The 16,413-nt window shown below is 72.1% G+C and carries 17 protein-coding genes; 7 read left to right on the top strand and 10 right to left on the bottom strand.

The window, feature by feature from the left end; genetic code table 11:
• Window positions 1–353 precede the first annotated feature (353 nt).
• A complete protein-coding gene (locus OHA03_RS22940; protein WP_267005671.1) occupies window positions 354–1,088 on the bottom strand; it encodes a VIT1/CCC1 transporter family protein in 735 nt (244 codons plus the stop codon).
• A gap of 262 nt (window positions 1,089–1,350) precedes the next feature.
• On the opposite strand from OHA03_RS22940, the gene OHA03_RS22935 reads away from it, so the two are divergent.
• Genes OHA03_RS22935 through OHA03_RS22905 form a run of 7 tightly spaced genes read left to right on the top strand, consistent with a single transcriptional unit; the run spans window position 1,351 to window position 9,266 of the window.
• Window positions 1,351–2,634, top strand: a complete 1,284-nt coding sequence (locus OHA03_RS22935) for an ADP-ribosylglycohydrolase family protein (RefSeq protein WP_267005670.1) — start codon at window positions 1,351–1,353, stop codon at window positions 2,632–2,634.
• Entirely contained in the window at window positions 2,631–3,884 is a 1,254-nt protein-coding gene (locus OHA03_RS22930; RefSeq protein WP_267005669.1) for an ADP-ribosylglycohydrolase family protein, read from the top strand. Before OHA03_RS22935 ends, OHA03_RS22930 begins: the two co-directional genes overlap by 4 nt.
• Window positions 3,838–5,013: an ADP-ribosylglycohydrolase family protein gene (locus OHA03_RS22925; RefSeq protein ID WP_267005668.1), complete on the top strand. Its 1,176-nt coding sequence runs from the start codon at window positions 3,838–3,840 to the stop codon at window positions 5,011–5,013. The genes OHA03_RS22930 and OHA03_RS22925 overlap by 47 nt, the downstream gene beginning before the upstream one ends.
• A complete protein-coding gene (locus OHA03_RS22920; RefSeq protein ID WP_267005667.1) occupies window positions 5,010–6,374 on the top strand; it encodes an ADP-ribosylglycohydrolase family protein in 1,365 nt (454 codons plus the stop codon). Before OHA03_RS22925 ends, OHA03_RS22920 begins: the two co-directional genes overlap by 4 nt.
• Window positions 6,371–7,255: a ribokinase gene (gene rbsK, locus OHA03_RS22915; protein ID WP_267005666.1), complete on the top strand. Its 885-nt coding sequence runs from the start codon at window positions 6,371–6,373 to the stop codon at window positions 7,253–7,255. Before OHA03_RS22920 ends, rbsK begins: the two co-directional genes overlap by 4 nt.
• Window positions 7,252–8,451, top strand: a complete 1,200-nt coding sequence (locus OHA03_RS22910) for a CaiB/BaiF CoA-transferase family protein (RefSeq protein WP_267005665.1) — start codon at window positions 7,252–7,254, stop codon at window positions 8,449–8,451. Before rbsK ends, OHA03_RS22910 begins: the two co-directional genes overlap by 4 nt.
• The gene (locus tag OHA03_RS22905; RefSeq protein ID WP_267005664.1) at window positions 8,448–9,266 is read left to right on the top strand and encodes a CoA ester lyase; all 819 of its coding nucleotides are present in this window, start codon (window positions 8,448–8,450) and stop codon (window positions 9,264–9,266) included. The genes OHA03_RS22910 and OHA03_RS22905 overlap by 4 nt, the downstream gene beginning before the upstream one ends.
• A 139-nt stretch (window positions 9,267–9,405) precedes the next feature.
• Here the strand turns inward: OHA03_RS22905 and lgt are convergent, their stop codons facing one another.
• From lgt to OHA03_RS22860, 9 genes are all read right to left on the bottom strand, one after another.
• On the bottom strand, window positions 9,406–10,398 hold the full coding sequence (lgt, locus tag OHA03_RS22900) for a prolipoprotein diacylglyceryl transferase (RefSeq protein WP_267005663.1): 993 nt from the start codon (window positions 10,396–10,398) through the stop codon (window positions 9,406–9,408).
• 108 nt (window positions 10,399–10,506) lie between these two features.
• Window positions 10,507–11,334 carry a thioredoxin domain-containing protein gene (locus OHA03_RS22895; protein ID WP_267005662.1) on the bottom strand — a complete coding sequence of 276 codons (828 nt, stop codon included), beginning with the start codon at window positions 11,332–11,334 and terminating at the stop codon, window positions 10,507–10,509.
• A gap of 76 nt (window positions 11,335–11,410) precedes the next feature.
• The gene (trpA, locus tag OHA03_RS22890; RefSeq protein WP_267005661.1) at window positions 11,411–12,223 is read right to left on the bottom strand and encodes a tryptophan synthase subunit alpha; all 813 of its coding nucleotides are present in this window, start codon (window positions 12,221–12,223) and stop codon (window positions 11,411–11,413) included.
• Complete coding sequence (gene trpB, locus OHA03_RS22885) at window positions 12,220–13,506, bottom strand: tryptophan synthase subunit beta (protein ID WP_267005660.1); 1,287 nt, start codon at window positions 13,504–13,506, stop codon at window positions 12,220–12,222. The genes trpA and trpB overlap by 4 nt, the downstream gene beginning before the upstream one ends.
• 135 nt (window positions 13,507–13,641) lie before the next feature.
• Window positions 13,642–13,842: a tryptophan biosynthesis modulator TrpM gene (gene trpM / locus OHA03_RS22880; protein WP_267008130.1), complete on the bottom strand. Its 201-nt coding sequence runs from the start codon at window positions 13,840–13,842 to the stop codon at window positions 13,642–13,644.
• A gap of 26 nt (window positions 13,843–13,868) precedes the next feature.
• Window positions 13,869–14,678, bottom strand: a complete 810-nt coding sequence (gene trpC / locus OHA03_RS22875; RefSeq protein ID WP_030972813.1) for an indole-3-glycerol phosphate synthase TrpC — start codon at window positions 14,676–14,678, stop codon at window positions 13,869–13,871.
• A gap of 115 nt (window positions 14,679–14,793) precedes the next feature.
• Entirely contained in the window at window positions 14,794–15,222 is a 429-nt protein-coding gene (locus OHA03_RS22870; RefSeq protein ID WP_267008129.1) for a DUF2752 domain-containing protein, read from the bottom strand.
• 130 nt (window positions 15,223–15,352) lie between these two features.
• Entirely contained in the window at window positions 15,353–15,604 is a 252-nt protein-coding gene (locus OHA03_RS22865; protein WP_030972817.1) for an HGxxPAAW family protein, read from the bottom strand.
• A gap of 137 nt (window positions 15,605–15,741) precedes the next feature.
• Window positions 15,742–16,401 carry a TIGR02234 family membrane protein gene (locus OHA03_RS22860; protein ID WP_267005659.1) on the bottom strand — a complete coding sequence of 220 codons (660 nt, stop codon included), beginning with the start codon at window positions 16,399–16,401 and terminating at the stop codon, window positions 15,742–15,744.
• Window positions 16,402–16,413 lie beyond the last annotated feature (12 nt).

The raw sequence follows: 16,413 nt of genomic DNA, 5'->3' as shown, positions 1-16,413 counted from the left end.
GTTGGCCCTCTGCGAAATTTCGTGCAGGTTACATGATGGGCCGCTTCTCAAGAAGCGGATAGCCCGTTCCAACATGCGGACACCGCATGGAGCGATGGAGCGGGTCGCAGTCGGAGGATCGGCGCCCGGGGGACCACAGAGAGCAGGCGTCGTTGCCTGCGGTGTCTACGGCTCATGCCCAGTGGTAAACGAAACGAAACCGCCGAGTAACGGCTACTTATGTGCAGCACTGTATAGAGACTCATTTTACGTCCGTTGGGGTGGTTCCGCCCAGAGGCGGAACCCAAGACGTACGTCACACGGATTGCAGGCAGATTGCCTGCAGGCGGATTGTGCGGGTGGCGCGGGCGCGATCAGCCGCCGACGGCCACACCGAACAAGGTGCCCAGGCCGTACGTGATCGCGGCGGCCGACCCGCCGAGCACCAGCTGCCGCAGCCCGCTGAACCACCAGCTGCGGGCCGTCACCCTCGCCACCACCGCCCCGCAGCCGAAGAGGCCGATCAGCGCGAGCAGCACCGCGGGCCACATCGCGCTCGCACCGAGCAGATACGGCAGTACGGGCAGCAGCGCGCCCATCGCGAAGGCGCCGAACGACGAGACGGCGGCGACGAGCGGCGAGGGCAGATCGCCCGGGTCGATGCCGAGCTCCTCGCGGGCGTGTATCTCCAGGGCCTGATCGGGGTCGCGGGACAACTGCTGGGCGACCTCGCGGGCGAGCCCGGGGTCGACGCCGCGGGACTCGTAGAGCGCGGCGAGCTCTTCCATCTCGTCCATCGGGTGCTTGCGCAACTCGCGCCGCTCGACGTCGAGTTCGGCCTCGACGAGCTCGCGCTGCGAAGCCACGGAGGTGTATTCGCCGGCCGCCATCGAGAAGGCACCGGCGGCCAGACCCGCCAGGCCGGTGATCACAAGCGTCTGCTGGGAGACCGAGCCACCCGCGACGCCGGTCATCAGCGCCAGGTTCGAGACCAGCCCGTCCATCGCGCCGAAGACCGCCGGACGCAGCCAGCCGCCGTTCACATCACGGTGGGTGTGGTTGTCGCGGTGCGCCTCGTGCAGTACGGCGTCGGTCTCGATGATGGACACAGCTCTCCCCTTCTCCAGCAGCGGGTTCTGCTCGCCCACCCCCGCTCAACACCACCGAAAGTACGCACGAAAAGGATCCCCCGCCAGCAAGCCAGGCCGTACTTACCTGGCCTCTGACCAGGTAAGTACGGCCTGCCTTACGAAGGGGATCCCGTCATCCGAGTGGCCCTTTTGTTGTGTTTATCGGCCTCTGTCGGTGCTCCGCGTGGCACAGATCGGACAGGTACGAGAACTGGCTCGGTACGAGCGAAGGGTCGACGCGATGGAGTTGATTGCAGGCAATCCGGCAGAACCGCGCACGGGCGGGGGCACGGCGGAGGCAGCCAGGAACGACGCGCACCGCGCCGACGCGAGCGTCACCGACGGTGCCGGCCGCCCCGACCGGGCCGACCGGGCCAGGGGTGCGCTCCTCGGCCTTGCCGTGGGCGATGCGCTGGGCGCACCCGCGGAGAACCTGCGACCGTCCGAGATCCGCCGTCGCTGGGGCCGGATCGAAGGCTTCGTCAGCGACGACCCGGCCGGTACCGACGACACGGAGTACGCGATCTTCTCCGGGCTGCTGCTCGCCCGGCACGGCTCGGCGCTGACCGTCACCCATGTCGAGCGGGCCTGGCATCTGTGGATCGCCGACCTGGACGAGGGGCCGTTCCGCGGTGCCGGGTTCAGCGAGCGCGGCACCCTGGAGAACCTGCGCCGGGGCCTCGCCGCCCCGATCTCCGCCCAGCACCGGCACGCCTGGAGCGACGGGCTCGCGATGCGCGCGGCCCCGTTCGGAGTCTTCGCGGCAGGCCGGCCGGCGGAGGCCGCGCGCCTGGTCGCGATCGACGGGCAGGTCAGCCACGACGGTGAGGGCATCTACGGCGGCCAGGCGGTGGCGGCCGGGGTGGCCGCCGCGATGGCGGGAGCGGGGGTCACGTCCGTGATCGCGGCCGCCCTGTCCGTCGTACCGATGGACTCCTGGACCGCGCGCTCGCTGCGGCGGGCTGTGACGGCCGCGCAGCACAAGCACCCCGACCGCCTCACGAGGGAACGCGCGGTGCGCTCCGCGGTGGTGGTGGGCGGCTACCCGTGGACGGACCTGGCACCGGAGGCGGTGGGCCTGGCGTTCGGCGCGTTCGCGGCGGCGCGCGGTGACTTCCGTACGGCGGTGCTCACGGCGGTCAACATGGGCCGCGACGCGGACACCACGGCAGCGGTGGCGGGTGCACTGGCCGGCGCGCTGGGCGGGGTATCCGCGATCCCCCGGAACTGGGGGCGGGCGATCGGCCCGGTCCGAGGCAGCTGCCTGCCGTCGATGCGGGGCCATCACGTCCTGGACATCGCGGAGCTGCTCACACCGGACGAGACGGACGAGCCGGACGGTGCGGGGAACGGCGGGAACCGCAGGGACAGCGGGATCGGCAACGGCCACGGGACCGGCGCAGCCGGCGGGTCCGGCGGCAGTTCCGTAGGCACCCGCCCCGCCACAGCCCGGCACGCCGCCGCCCCCGTCGACGGGCCGTCGGGTCCGTCCGCCGCGGACGGACCCGCGGCGGTGGTGTCATGACTACCGCGCGGGACACCGAGCCCCACCCGAAGAACCGTTCCACCCCGGCCCTGAACCGACCCCTGCCGGGGCGCCGGGCCCGGATCGAGGGGCTCCTGCTCGGGTTGGCCTCCGGGGATGCCGCCGGGTGGCCCGCGGCGCGTCACCGGGCGGCCCGGATGCCCGAATGGACGCGTCGGCTCACCCGGGAGCTCGACACCTTCGCCGAGCAGAACGCCACCACCACCCTCCCGGTGCCCATCGCGCTCAACCAGCCGCCCGAGCCACTGCGGCTCGGTCCCTCCGACGACGCCGAGTGGGCCGCGTTCGCCGCCGGGACCGTGCTGGCTTCGGCGGCCGGCCCGCTGCACGGCCTCTCCCCCGACCGCCGGATGCGGGCCGCCATCGATGTCGCGTGGAACGCGCTGGCCGCCGAGGTGGCCGCGGCCGCCGCACGGGCGCCCGAGGTCGAGTCGGCGGTTCTCCCGCTGCGCGCCCGGATCTCGGTCCGGGCCGGGCTCGGCAATCTCGCCGCCGGGCTGCGGCCACCCGCCACCGGTCACGACAACCCGCACTACTTCGACGACGCGGCCTGTGTACGGGCTGCCGTGCTGGCGGTCGTCCACCCCGGCCGACCCTGGGCCGCCGCCGAACTCGCCGAGTTCGATGCCCGCTACACCCAGGACGGCGACGGTGTGCACGGCGCCCGTGCGATGGCCGCCGCGATCGCCGAGGCGCTGGGCGGGGCCGATGTCGACACCGCGGTGAACGCCGCGCTCGTCCAGCTCCCCGAGGGCACCGAGATCGCCCGCAACGCCGCTCACGCCGTCCGGATCGCCCGCGACTTCGTCGGCGAGGCAGCCGGCGCCTTCGCGCTCGTACCGGTACTGGAGCACCAGATCGTCGACCATGTCTACAGCTACGGGATCGCCGCGGCCGAGACCGTACCGGTCGCCCTGGCCCTGGCCACCGCGGCCCGTGGCGAGATCGCCCAGGCCATTCCCGCGGCGGCCTGTCTGTCGCGGGTCGCGGACTCGGCGCCCGCCCTGGCCGGCGCGCTGACCGGTGCGCTCGGCGGCATCGCCGCCGTCCCGGACGGCTGGCGCGAGGCCTGCCGCACCCTCGCGGGGTGCGCGCTGCCCCGTCTCGCGGGCACCGATCTCATCGAACTCGCCGGGCTGCTGACAGACACGGAACCAGCCCCTTCGGGTGGACAATTCCGGCATGACGCCGATTCAGAACAAACCACCCACCGCGCTCGGTCTCGATGACCGGATCACCGGCGCCCTCGTCGGCGCCGCCGTCGGCGACGCGCTCGGCGGGCCGGTCGAGGGCCGGTCCCCCGAGCAGATCGTCGAACGCCACGGCGGCCGGATCACCGGCATCGTGGGCCCGTGGGACGGCGAGGACTGGCGCACCGCCCGCCCGATCGCCCCGTATCACAAAGGCGACGGTCACGTCACCGACGACACCTTGATGACCCATGCGCTGGTACGGGTGTACGGCACCGTAAGGGACCATCTCGACGCGTACTGCGTCGCCGACCATCTCGTACCGGAGCTGATCTCGACCCCCCGCTGGATCCCGGAGCTGGAGGCCGAGGCGCTGCCGCTGCATCGGATCTTCCTCGCCGAGAAATGGATCGTCGCCCGGCTTCACTACGGTCATGTCGATCCGCGCGAGGCGGGCTCCGGGAACATCGTGAACTGCGGGGCGGCGATGTACATGGCGCCGGTCGGCCTGGTCAACGCCGCCCATCCGCAGGCCGCGTACGCCGAGGCGCTGGACGTCGCGGGCGCCCATCAGTCGTCGTACGGGAGGGAGGCCGCCGGAGTCTTCGCGGCGGCCGTCGCCGCCGCCTGTGCGCCGGACGCGACGCCCGCCACCGTCGTCGACGCCTGTCTGTCGCTCGCCAAGGACGGGACGCGGGCCGCCATCGAAGCGGTCTGCGAAGTGGCCGTGCGGTACCGGGACTTCGAGACGGCACTGACACCACTGCGTACCGCCGTCGCCCCCTTCGACACCGTCGGACCCGACTACCGCGCACCGTCCCTCGGCGCCCGCCGCCCGTCCCGGCTGCACGCCATCGAGGAGCTGCCGATCGCCCTCGGAATGCTGCTCGTCGCGGACGGCGACTACCGGCACGCGGTGCTCGGCTCGGTCAACTACGGCCGGGACTGCGACTCGATCGCCACAATGAGCGGTGCGCTCGCCGGCGCGCTGCACGGCGAGGCGGCGATCCCCGCCACCTGGGTGAAAACGGTCGCCGAGGCCAGCCGCCTCGATCTGCACGCACCGGCGCGGACACTGACGGACGTCGCCCGCGAGGTGTTCGTACGGGACACCGCCCGGCGGCGTACGCACGAGGCGGCGTTCGCGACGCTGGCAGGTACGCCGTGACTGTGCGGGTCACCTGGGTGCAGCCGGAGGATCTGATCGGGCACGAACTGCGCCAGGCGGCCGAGGACGGACGGGACATGCGGGACATCGAGCGCCGCTGGTACGCGGCGGGCGGCGCCCCCGCCCCGGAGCGCGCGGGCGCGTCGACGCCCCCCGCGCCGCCCGCACTCCGCGCGCTCGCCGAGCGGCTGCTCGACGAACTCGCGCTGCTCGACTCCACGTCGGCCGTCGACGAGCCGACGGATCTGGCCGCGATCCGGGCGGCCTGCCCGCACTGGCCGGCTCCGCGCGCGGAGCTTCCGACGGTCGGCAAGGCCCGGCTGGAGGCGGCCTGGCTGGGCCGCGCCGCCGGCTGCCTGCTCGGCAAGCCCGTCGAGAAACTGCCTCTCGCGGGGATCCGCGCACTGGCCCGCGCCACCGGGAACTGGCCGCTCGCCACCTGGTTCACCGCCAGGGGCCTGCCCGACGAGCTGACCGCCGCGTACCCCTGGAACCGCCGCTCCGCCGCCACCTCGCTCGCCGAGAACATCGACGGGATGCCGGAGGACGACGATCTCAATTACCCACTCCTCACCCTGCTGTTGATCCAGCGGTACGGACCGTCCTTCTCCACCGCCGATCTCGCCCGGCTCTGGCTCGACGAACTCCCCGCCGGCCGGACCTTCACCGCCGAGCGAGTGGCGTACCGCAATCTGCTCGACGGAATCGAGCCGCCGGACACCGCCCGGCACCGCAACCCGTTCCGGGAGTGGATCGGCGCCCGGATCCGCGCCGATGTGCACGGCTGGACACACCCCGGCGACCCGGCGGCCGCCGCCGAGCAGACCCACCGGGACGCGGTCCTCACCCACACCGGCAACGGCGTGTACGGGGCGATGTTCACCGCTGCCGCGCTCGCCGAGGCGGCCGGCGGGGAGACCGATGTACACGGCTGCCTCGCGACCGGGCTGCGCGTCGTACCGCCGCGCTCGCGGTTCGCACACGCGGTCCGCACCGGGATCGACGCGGCCAGCGGGGAGCCGGACTTCGATGCGGTCGCCGACCGGCTGCACGCCGCGTTCGGCGCGTACCACTGGGTCCATGTGCTGCCCAACGCCGCGCTGCTCGCCGCCGCTCTCACCCACGCCGACGGCGACTTCTCCGGCTCCATCTGCCGTGCGGTCTCCGGCGGTTGGGACACGGACTCGAACGGTGCGACCGCCGGGTCGCTGGCCGGTCTGCTGGCCGGCCGGCCCGACGCGCTGCCCGTCCGGTGGACCACCCCGCTCAAGAACCGTCTCGCCACATCCGTCCCGGGTTTCGACTCCGTCGGCTTCGACGCACTCGCTGAACTGACCTACCAGGAGGCACTCCGCCCATGACCGCCATCGCGGTGCTCGGCAGCACCAATATGGACCTTGTCGCCTACGTCGCACGGGCCCCGGAGCGCGGGGAGACCGTCACCGGAAGGGAGTTCCGCACCATCCCCGGCGGCAAGGGCGCCAACCAGGCCATCGCCGCCGCCCGCGCAGGCGCTGACGTGCTGATGATCGGCGCGGTCGGCGACGACGCGTACGGGGCGCAGCTCCGGGCCGAACTGGAGCACGCGGGCGTCGAAACCGATCTGCTGCACACCGCCGAGGGCCCCAGCGGCACGGCGCACATCGTCGTCGACGACACGGGCGGCAACGCCATCGTGGTGATCCCCGGCGCCAATGGCACCGTCCACACGCTCGGCCCCGGCGAGATGGCCGCCATCGCGGAGGCCGATCTGCTCCTCCTCCAGCTGGAACTGCCCCTGTCGGCCGTGGTCGAAGGGGCCCGGATGGCCCATGCGCAGGGCGTACGGACGATCCTCACCCCCTCCCCCGTACAACCCCTGCCGGACGAGCTCTTCGACACCGTCGACCTGTTGATCCCCAATGAGCACGAGGCGGCCGCACTCTCCGGGAAGACCGAACCCCACGCGGCGGCCGAGATCCTGCTCCGACGCGTCCCCGAGGTCGTCATCACCCTCGGTTCGAAGGGCTGCCTGTACGCGGCCCGGGGCGGCGAAACGGTCCACTTCCCCGCCCCGGAGGTGACCGCTGTCGACACCACCGGAGCCGGGGACACCTTCGTCGGGGCGCTCGCCGTGGCCCTCGGCGAAGGACGGGCCGTACCGGAGGCCCTCGCCTGGGCGTCGACCGCTGCGGCGCTCTGCGTACAGAAGGCCGGTGCCTCGACCTCCATGCCGTACCGCAGTGAGATCGACGCCGCATGACCGCGCCCACGGAAGCACCCCTCTCCGGTCTGCGGGTCCTCGACCTCGCCACGCTCTTCGCCGGCCCCCTCGCGGCCACCATGCTCGGCGACTTCGGCGCCGAGGTGATCAAGGTCGAGCATCCACGCAAGCCCGACCCGTCGCGTGGCCACGGCCCGACGAAGGACGGCATCGGCCTGTGGTGGAAGCTGCTCGGCCGCAACAAGCGCAATCTCACCCTCGACCTCTCCACTCCCGGCGGGCGCGACGTCCTCCTCCGGCTGGCCGCCTCCAGCGATGTGATCATCGAAAACTTCCGGCCGGGGACGCTGGAGCGGTGGGGCATCGGCTGGGAGGAACTGCACGCGGTCAACCCGCGGCTGGTGCTGACCCGGGTCACCGGCTTCGGCCAGTTCGGCCCGTACGCGCGCCGTCCCGGCTTCGGCACACTCGCCGAGGCGATGAGTGGTTTCGCCGCGATCACCGGCGAGCCGGACGGGCCGCCGACCCTGCCGCCCTTCGGCCTCGCCGACTCGATCGCCGCACTCGCCACCGCGTACGCCGTGATGGCGGCGCTGGCCGGGCGGGACCGCACCGGGGAGGGCCAGGTCGTCGACCTGGCGATCATCGAGCCGATCCTCACCGTGCTCGGCCCGCAGCCGCTCTGGTACGATCAGCTCGGCTACGTCCAGGAACGCACCGGCAACCGCTCGCGCAACAACGCCCCGCGCAATACGTACCGCACGTCCGACGGCCAGTGGGTCGCCGTCTCCACCTCCGCCCAGTCCATCGCCGAACGCGTGATGCGTCTGGTCGGCCGGGCGGAGCTGATCGACGAGCCGTGGTTCGCCTCCGGCACCACCCGCGCCGAACACTCCGACGAACTCGACGAGGCGGTCGGCACCTGGATGGCCCGGTACACCCGCGACGACGCGATCTCCGCGTTCGAGAAGGCGGAGGCGGCCATCGCCCCCATTCACGACATCCGGGACGTGATGGAGGATCCGCAGTACCGGGCCCTGGGCTCCGTCGCCGAGGTCCCCGACCCCGAACTGGGCCCGCTCCGGATGCAGAACGTCCTCTTCCGGCTCTCCCGGACCCCGGGCTCGATCCGCTGGGCGGGCCGTCCGCACGGCGCGGACACCGAGGAGATCCTGACCGGGCTCGGCCTGTCAGGACCGGACATTGCCGGGCTACGGGCGGAAGGCGTCCTGTGACCTCAGCCGAAGAGGTGCATCTGACGTGGCTGTACGTTCCCGGGGACCGGCCGGACGTGGTGCGCAAGGCACGCGACTCGGGCGCGGACGTGGTGATCGTCGACCTGGAGGACGCGGTCGCACCGGACCGCAAGGACTACGCCCGGTCCGCCACCGTCGAGCTCCTCACCGAACCGGCCGCCGGCACGGCCGCGCCGGTGCATGTCCGGGTCCACACAGAGGCCGACGTCCTGGCCCTGGCCGGCTTGCCGGGCCTCGCCGAACTGCGCCTGCCGAAGATCACGCATTCCGCGACCGTCCACCACATCGCGGCGCTCGCCCCCGGCGTGGCGCTCTGTCCGCTGCTGGAGTCGGCGCTCGGCATCGAGCACGCGTACACGGTCGCGGCCTCCCACCCCCAGGTCCGCTCGATCGCCCTCGGCGAGGCCGATCTCCGGGCCGATCTGGGGGTGCGGGACGACCGGGGCCTCGACTGGTCACGCAGCCGGGTGGTGGTCGCCGCCCGCGCGGCCGGCCTCGCCCCGCCGACCCAGTCGGTGTTCCCGGACGTACGGGACCTGGACGGCCTGCGGCACTCCTGCGCGCACGGCCGCGCGCTGGGGTTCATCGGCCGGGCGGCGATCCACCCCCGTCAGCTACCGGTTATCGAGCGGGCGTTCCGGCCCACTTCGGAGGAGATCGACTCGGCCCAGGAAATCGTGGCGGCGGCCCTCACGGAGGCAGGCGCACTGGCGCTGCCGGACGGCCGATTCGTGGACGCGGCGGTGGTGGCAGCGGCCCACCGGACGCTTGCGCTGGCAGAACGGGTGAGCTGACGACGGAGACCCAGCCCCTCCGGCACACCGAATCCAGCCCCTGCGGCGATTGAGGAACGGGGGGCGGGGGCGGAGCCTCCGGGGGAACGGCGAGGGGCCCGAACCGTCCGGTTCGGGCCCCTCGTACAAATGGGTGGCGTCAGCCGTTCTTCGCTGCCTCTGCGGTGCCGTTCTTCCCCGGCGCCCGGCCCTCGTCGTCACGCTCGGCGTCACCATCGGCGTTCGAGGCCGAGCCCGAGTCCGCGTCCTTCGCGCCTTCGGCCGCCTCCGAGCCCTCGTCCGCATCCTCCACGCCCTCGGCCACCTCGGCGGTCTCCGCGGCCCCCGGCTCGACGACCTCCTCGCGCCCCGGCCGCACCTTCGCCGAGATCACGATGTACGTCACCGCCAGGACGAAGACGATCACCGCGGTCCACACATTCAGGCGCAGGCCCAGAATGTGGTGGGCCTCGTCGACCCGCATGTACTCGATCCACGCCCGCCCCGTGCAGTACGCCGCGACGTACAGCGCGAACGCCCGCCCGTGTCCGAGCTTGAAGCGGCGGTCCGCCCAGATCACCAGCAGTGCGACGCCCACGCACCACAGCGACTCGTACAGGAACGTGGGGTGGTACGTACCGGCGACCCGGTTGGGGCCTTCGCTGATCTTCAGGGCCCACGGCAGATCCGTCGGCTTGCCGTACAGCTCCTGGTTGAACCAGTTGCCCCAGCGGCCGATCGCCTGGGCGAAGGCGATGCCGGGGGCGAGCGCGTCGGCCCAGGCAGGCAGCGGGATCCCGCGGCGGCGGCAGCCGATCCAGGCACCGACCGCGCCGAGCGCGATCGCACCCCAGATGCCGAGGCCGCCCTGCCAGATCTTGAAGGCGTCGACCCAGTTCTCGCCGTCGCTGAAGTACAGCTGGTAGTCGGTGATGACGTGGTAGAGCCGGCCTCCGACAAGACCGAAGGGCACGGCCCAGACGGCGATGTCGGCCACCGTGCCGGCTCTGCCGCCCCGGGCAATCCAGCGCTTGTTGCCGAACCAGACGGCGACAAACACACCGATGATGATGCAGAACGCGTAGCCGCGGAGCGGGATCGGTCCGAGATCGATCACGCCGGTCGACGGGCTGGGAATGTAGGCAAGGTCCATGGCAAGGTCGACGCTACCCTGCCGGGCGGGACCTACGGCAACCCGCCCGACAACGTATGGGTAACGAGCCGATCATCGAATCGCCGCCCCGGCGGGCCCCGGTCCGGGTCAGGAACCGGTCGGCGCCGGGGTGACCTTCGCCGGCTGCTTCCCCTTGTTCGCCTCGGCGACCCACTTCTTCAGGTTTGCCACGGTGATCGGTTCGTTCCCCTTCTTCGGGAAGATCGATTCGCCGTTGAGCAGCGCGGTCGGCGTGCCCTTGAAGCCGCCGTTCTGAAACGCGGTGTTGGACTTCTGGACCCAGGTGTTGTGCGTGCCGTCCTCCACGCAGCTACGGAAGGCGGGGGTGTCGAGGCCTTCGACCTTGCCCGCCAGCCCGATCAGCTTGCTGCTCTTGCCGAAGGCGTCGTCGGTCTCCGGCGGCTGGTTGCGGTAGAGGACGTCGTGGTACGCGGAGAACTTGCCGACGTTCTGCGCGCAGGCCGCCGCATTGGCCGCGTCCAGCGAGCCGCTGCCGCCGAGATTGCCGTCGATGATCGTGGCCAGGTGGTACTCGACCTTCAGCTGTCCGCTGCTCTCCAGCTGGTGGATCGTGTCCCGGAACGCGTTCTCGAACTGCGCGCAGACCGGGCAGCGGAAGTCCTCCCAGATCGTGAGCGTGGACGGGGCATTGTCCGCACCCACCGGGATGGCCAGGTTGTCCTTGCCGGTCGCACCGGACGGCGCGACGACTGGCCCCGCCCCGGTCGCCTTCTCGCCCTTGCCGCCCGAATTCGCGGCGATGATGCCGATGACGGCGGCCAGCGCCAGCACACCCACCACGCCGGTGGTGACGATCAGCGTGCGCCGGCGGCGCTCGCGCGCCTTCTCCCGCTCACGCTGCTGTACGAGCCGGTCGCGCGCGGCCCTTTTTCCTTCTTCGTTCTTCTCGCTCACACCCGCAGCAACGAACCGGGGAGGCACGTACGTGCCTCCCCGGTCCCAGGTCCACCCGTTCGGGCGATGCCCGGTGTCAGCGCTTTCGAACGCCTTCGGCCAGTTCGCCCGCAAGTGAGCGGACTGCGGTCAGTCCGGACTCCTCGTCGGGGGCGTCCAGCATCCGCTTGACGAAGGCGGAGCCGACGATCACTCCGTCGGCGAAGGCGGCGACCTCGGCGGCCTGCTGGGCGTTGGAGACGCCGAGACCGACGCAGACCGGGAGCCCGGTGGTGGCACGGGTGCGCCGCACCAGGTCCTGGGCCTGCTCGCCGACCGATTCACGGGTGCCGGTCACGCCCATCAGCGAGGCCGCGTAAACGAAGCCGGAGCCGGCCGCGGTGATGGTGGCGAGGCGCTCGTCCTTGCTGCTCGGCGCGACGACGAAGACGGTCGCGAGACCGTGCTTGTCGGCGTGCTCGCGCCACAGGGAGGACTCCTGGACCGGCAGGTCGGGCAGGATGCACCCGGCGCCGCCCGCCTCGGCGAGCTCGGCGGTGAAGCGCTCGATGCCGTACCGGTCGATGGGGTTCCAGTACGTCATGACGAGGATCGGGACGCCGGTCGCCTCGTAGGCCTCGCGGACCGTACGCATCACGTCGGCGATCTTCACGCCGCCGCGCAGGGCGATGTCGTCGGCCGTCTGGATGACCGGTCCGTCGAGCACCGGGTCACTGTGCGGCAGGCCCACCTCGACGACGTCGGCGCCACCGGCGACGACGGCCTTGACGGCTTCGATACCGCCGTCGACCGACGGGAACCCGGCCGGCAGGTAGGCGATCAGTGCGGCCCGGTCCTCGGCCCTGGCCGCGGCGAGGGTGGCGCTCAACAGCTCGATGTTGCCGCTCACTTGACGTCCCCCTCGATCTCGGCGCCGTTGTTGTCCGCGTCCGCCTCGACGGTCGCGTCCGTGTCGTACAGCCCGAAGTATCGGGCCGCCGTGTCCATGTCCTTGTCGCCGCGACCGGACAGGTTGACCAGGAGCAGCGCGTCCTTGCCGAGCTCCTTGCCGACCTCCAGGGCGCCGGCCAGCGCGTGGGCGCTCTCGATGGCCGGGATGATCCCCTCGGTACGGGAGAGCAGGCGCAGCGCCTGCATAGCGGCGGCGTCGGTGACCGCGCGGTACTCGCCGCGGCCGATGTCCTTGAGGTACGCGTGCTCCGGGCCGATGCCCGGGTAGTCGAGACCGGCCGAGATCGAGTACGGCTCGGTGATCTGGCCCTCGTCGTCCTGGAGGACGTAACTGCGCGAGCCGTGCAGGATGCCGGGCTCGCCGGCGGTCAGGGTCGCCGCGTGCTCGCCGGTCTCCACACCGTGTCCGGCGGGCTCGCAGCCGATCAGCCGGACGCGCGCGTCCGGGATGAACGCGTGGAACAACCCGATGGCGTTGGAGCCGCCGCCGACACAGGCGATCGCGGCGTCCGGCAGCCGGCCGGTCCGCTCCAGGATCTGCCGGCGGGCCTCGACGCCGATGACACGGTGGAAGTCACGGACCATCGCCGGGAAGGGGTGCGGGCCCGCGACCGTACCGAAGAGGTAGTGCGTGCGGTCGACGTTGGCGACCCAGTCACGGAACGCCTCGTTGATGGCGTCCTTGAGTGTGCGGGAGCCGGACTTCACGGCAATGACCTCGGCGCCGAGCATCCGCATCCGCGCCACGTTCAGCGCCTGCCGCTCGGTGTCGATCTCGCCCATGTAGATGGTGCATTCGAGACCGAAGAGGGCGCAGGCCGTCGCGGTGGCCACACCGTGCTGGCCGGCACCGGTTTCGGCGATGACCCGGGTCTTGCCCATGCGCTTGGTGAGCAGCGCCTGACCCAGCACGTTGTTGATCTTGTGCGAGCCGGTGTGGTTGAGGTCCTCGCGCTTGAGGAAGATCCGGGCACCGCCCGCGTGCTCGGCGAAGCGCGGCACCTCGGTCAGCGCGCTGGGCCGGCCGGTGTAGTTGACCATGAGCTCATTGAGCTCGGCGGCGAAGGCCGGGTCGGCCTTCGCCTTGTCGTACTCGACGGCGACCTCGTCCACGGCGGCGACGAGCGCCTCCGGGATGAACTTGCCGCCGAACGCGCCGAAGTAGCCCTCGGCGCTGGGGATCAGACCCTCGGGGTCCGGAATGAAGAAGTCAGATGACATCCGACGTGCTCCTCGTCATGGCAACGGGTGGGTTCACCGTATGCGTCGTGAGCGAGACGCCGCCGCGACCGAGGGCGGTCGGGCGGTGCGGTCGTACGTACGAGAGGTGTGGTGCGGGTACGTGGCCGGGGCTCGCTACAGCGCGGTCCCCGGGCGCCATCGCATGCCGTTGACCTGGCCGGGCTCGTCTCCGATCACGTACCGCACACGCCGGCCGTGCACCCGGCGCGCGGGGGCGCGGCAGCCGCGGGGGCGGCAGCCGCGCGCCAGCGGCGCGTGCGGGTCCCGGGCAGCCGTCACACCGGCGAGGCGCAGGCCCGGCCGGGTGCGGAACACGGGACGGTCGGCGGACACGGTGCGGGTCAGCTCCGTCCGTGCCGCAGGGCCGGGTGGGCGCCCGCGGCGACCAGGTCGGCGACGGCGGCCCGCGGGTCGCGGCCGGTGACCAGGGACTCGCCGACGAGCACGGCGTCGGCGCCGGCATTGGCGTAGGCGATGAGGTCGTGCGGGCCTCGGACGCCGGACTCGGCGACCTTGACGATGCCCGCCGGGATCTCCGGGGCGACGCGCTCGAACGTCGAGCGGTCGACCTTGAGGTCCTTCAGATTGCGCGCGTTGACACCGATGATCTTCGCGCCGGCGGCCACGGCACGCTCCGCCTCCTCCTCGTCGTGCGCCTCGACCAGCGGCGTCAGACCGATGGACTCGGCGCGCTCGATCAGCGAGACGAGTGCCTCCTGGTCGAGAGCGGCGACGATCAGCAGCGCGAGGTCGGCGCCGTAGGCGCGGGCCTCCCAGAGCTGGTAGGAGGTGACGATGAAGTCCTTGCGCAGGATCGGGATGTCGACCTTGGCGCGAACGGCTTCCAGGTCGGCGAGCGAACCGCCGAAGCGGCGCTCCTCGGTGAGGACGGAGATGACGGACGCGCCACCGGCCTCGTAGTCCGCGGCGAGCGCGGCCGGGTCGGCGATCGCGGCCAGGGCCCCCTTGGAGGGGCTGGAGCGCTTGACCTCGCAGATGACGGTCACGCCCTCGCCGCGCAGGGCGGCGACTCCGTCCTTGGCAGCCGGAGCGCGCGCCGCGCGCTCCTTGAGCTCGTCGAGGCTGACGCGCGCCTGCCGCTCTGCGAGGTCGGCGCGAACGCCGTCGATGATCTCGTCGAGCACACTCACGCGAGCGGCCCCCTTCCGGGACGGTGATGAGGGAACAGGATCAGCCATCTCGATGGTATCCGCAGGAGGGCCCCCGACTCACATCCGGCCGACGGATGTCCCACTACCTGGGCATTCACGGCGCCAACATCGATCCGAACGGCAGATTCCGGACCACGGCGAAGATCAGGAGCACGGCACCGATCCCCCACCAGTAGACCGGTGGCAGATCGATCCGTAGCGGCCGTCCCCTGCTCGCGCGGACCATCCAGACCACCCACACGACGGCGAAGATCGCGTAGCCGACGACCGCGAGGGCGTTGGAGCCCAGGGCCGCGGCGATGTCCCCGTGGGCGACGGCATGGGCGCTGCGCAGCCCGCCGCAGCCCGGGCAGTAAAGGCCGGTGAACCGGAGCAACGGGCAGACCGGGTAGTGGCCCGGCTGGTTGGGGTCGACGGCGCCGACATAGCCGAAGGCCGCGACCACGGCGGCCATCACCCCGAGGGGGGTGGCGAGCCGGCGGACGGCCGACCGCGGCACGGGCGCGGGCGGAAAGACCGGCACGGGCGGGTGACCGTGCGGGCCCGGTGCGGCTGCGGGAGAAGGGGAGGCGTCCACCCGGTGATTGTCCCCGGTCACGCGGAAAGGCGCAGCCCGGTCCGGGCTGCGCCTCGCACAATGGGTCCGACCGGGGTCAGGAGGAGACCTGAGCCTGTCCGGCCCGCGCCCTGGCTGCGGCCATCTCGGCCGACTCCTTCGGCATGCCGAGGCCGGCGGCCTTCATCGCGAGACCGACGAGCCCGCCGATGAAGATGACCGCGATACCGGCCCAGAAGCCGAGCGGGTTGGCCGCGACCATGAAGACGCCTGCGATGCAGAAGCCGATGAAGGAGATGATGACACCCGTCCAGGCGGCCGGGGTGTGTCCGTGGCTGCTGCCCGCCATGAGTTGCTCCTCGTTGGTGTTGCGCTGTTGGTATCGCTGTACGCAAAGCTGGTGCCGCTGTGGTGCGCTGCGCTGCCGCTGTGCAGAAAGCTCACCATCATTGTCCCGTACGTGCGGGTACGACGTGAGCTGGGGGGTCATACCTCGCGCGTCGGGTCCTCACCGCGGTCAAGGGCCTTCCACAGGTCCTCGGGCCGGTCCGGGTCCGGGGCGGTGCGGGGGGCCCTGCGGGGCCGCGGGGTGCCGTCGCGTTCGTACCGTCCCGACATGGTGGGCCACAGCTTCCCGTACCGCAGGGCGAGCAGCCCGGCGAGGAGGATCAGCAGGCCGCCGGCGGCGGTGATGTACGGCCACGCGGTGTGGCTGAGGGCGTCGATGGTGGCGGAGGCGTCGCCGGTGGTCTGCGCCGCCTTCTCGTCGAGGGCCGCGCTGTCGGAGGCGCCGAGGTAGGCGCTGGCACCGACCCCGAGGCCGCTGAGGGCGAGCAGCCCGGCGACGAGCAGCCGGCCGGCGCTGCGGACGGCGAAGACGGCGACGAGGGCGGCCAGGCCGACGATGGCGAGGGCCGCCGGGAGACCGGTGACGTCCTGGCCGTCGGCGGTCAGTGGCAGGGAGCCGCCGCCGACCGCGGCTTTGCCCTCCGCCCAGGTCTGGCCGGAGGCGAGGAGGACGACGGTGGCGCCGACCGCCCCGAGAAGCAGGCCGGCGGCCAGGCTGCGGCGGCTTCCCGTGGTGTCGGGCGCGGTGGCGGCTTGGGCACGGGGCTGGGGTACGGGGACAGCACTCACGTACCCCACTATCCCTTACCT

The sequence above is a fragment of the Streptomyces sp. NBC_00154 genome (genome assembly GCF_026342835.1).
Taxonomy (GTDB): Bacteria; Actinomycetota; Actinomycetes; order Streptomycetales; family Streptomycetaceae; genus Streptomyces.
Note: the sequence above shows the minus strand (reverse complement) of the source record. Positions and strands in the feature narration are given on the sequence as shown.

What these genes read in the sequence shown, in the direction of transcription:
- OHA03_RS22935 (WP_267005670.1), top strand. Translation starts at nt 1,351, where the DNA reads ATGGAGTTGATTGCAGGCAATCCGGCAGAACCGCGCACGGGCGGGGGC.
- OHA03_RS22930 (WP_267005669.1), top strand. Translation starts at nt 2,631, where the DNA reads ATGACTACCGCGCGGGACACCGAGCCCCACCCGAAGAACCGTTCCACC.
- OHA03_RS22925 (WP_267005668.1), top strand. Translation starts at nt 3,838, where the DNA reads ATGACGCCGATTCAGAACAAACCACCCACCGCGCTCGGTCTCGATGAC.
- rbsK (WP_267005666.1), top strand. Translation starts at nt 6,371, where the DNA reads ATGACCGCCATCGCGGTGCTCGGCAGCACCAATATGGACCTTGTCGCC.
- OHA03_RS22910 (WP_267005665.1), top strand. Translation starts at nt 7,252, where the DNA reads ATGACCGCGCCCACGGAAGCACCCCTCTCCGGTCTGCGGGTCCTCGAC.
- lgt (WP_267005663.1), bottom strand. Translation starts at nt 10,398, where the DNA reads ATGGACCTTGCCTACATTCCCAGCCCGTCGACCGGCGTGATCGATCTC.
- trpB (WP_267005660.1), bottom strand. Translation starts at nt 13,506, where the DNA reads ATGTCATCTGACTTCTTCATTCCGGACCCCGAGGGTCTGATCCCCAGC.
- OHA03_RS22865 (WP_030972817.1), bottom strand. Translation starts at nt 15,604, where the DNA reads ATGGCGGGCAGCAGCCACGGACACACCCCGGCCGCCTGGACGGGTGTC.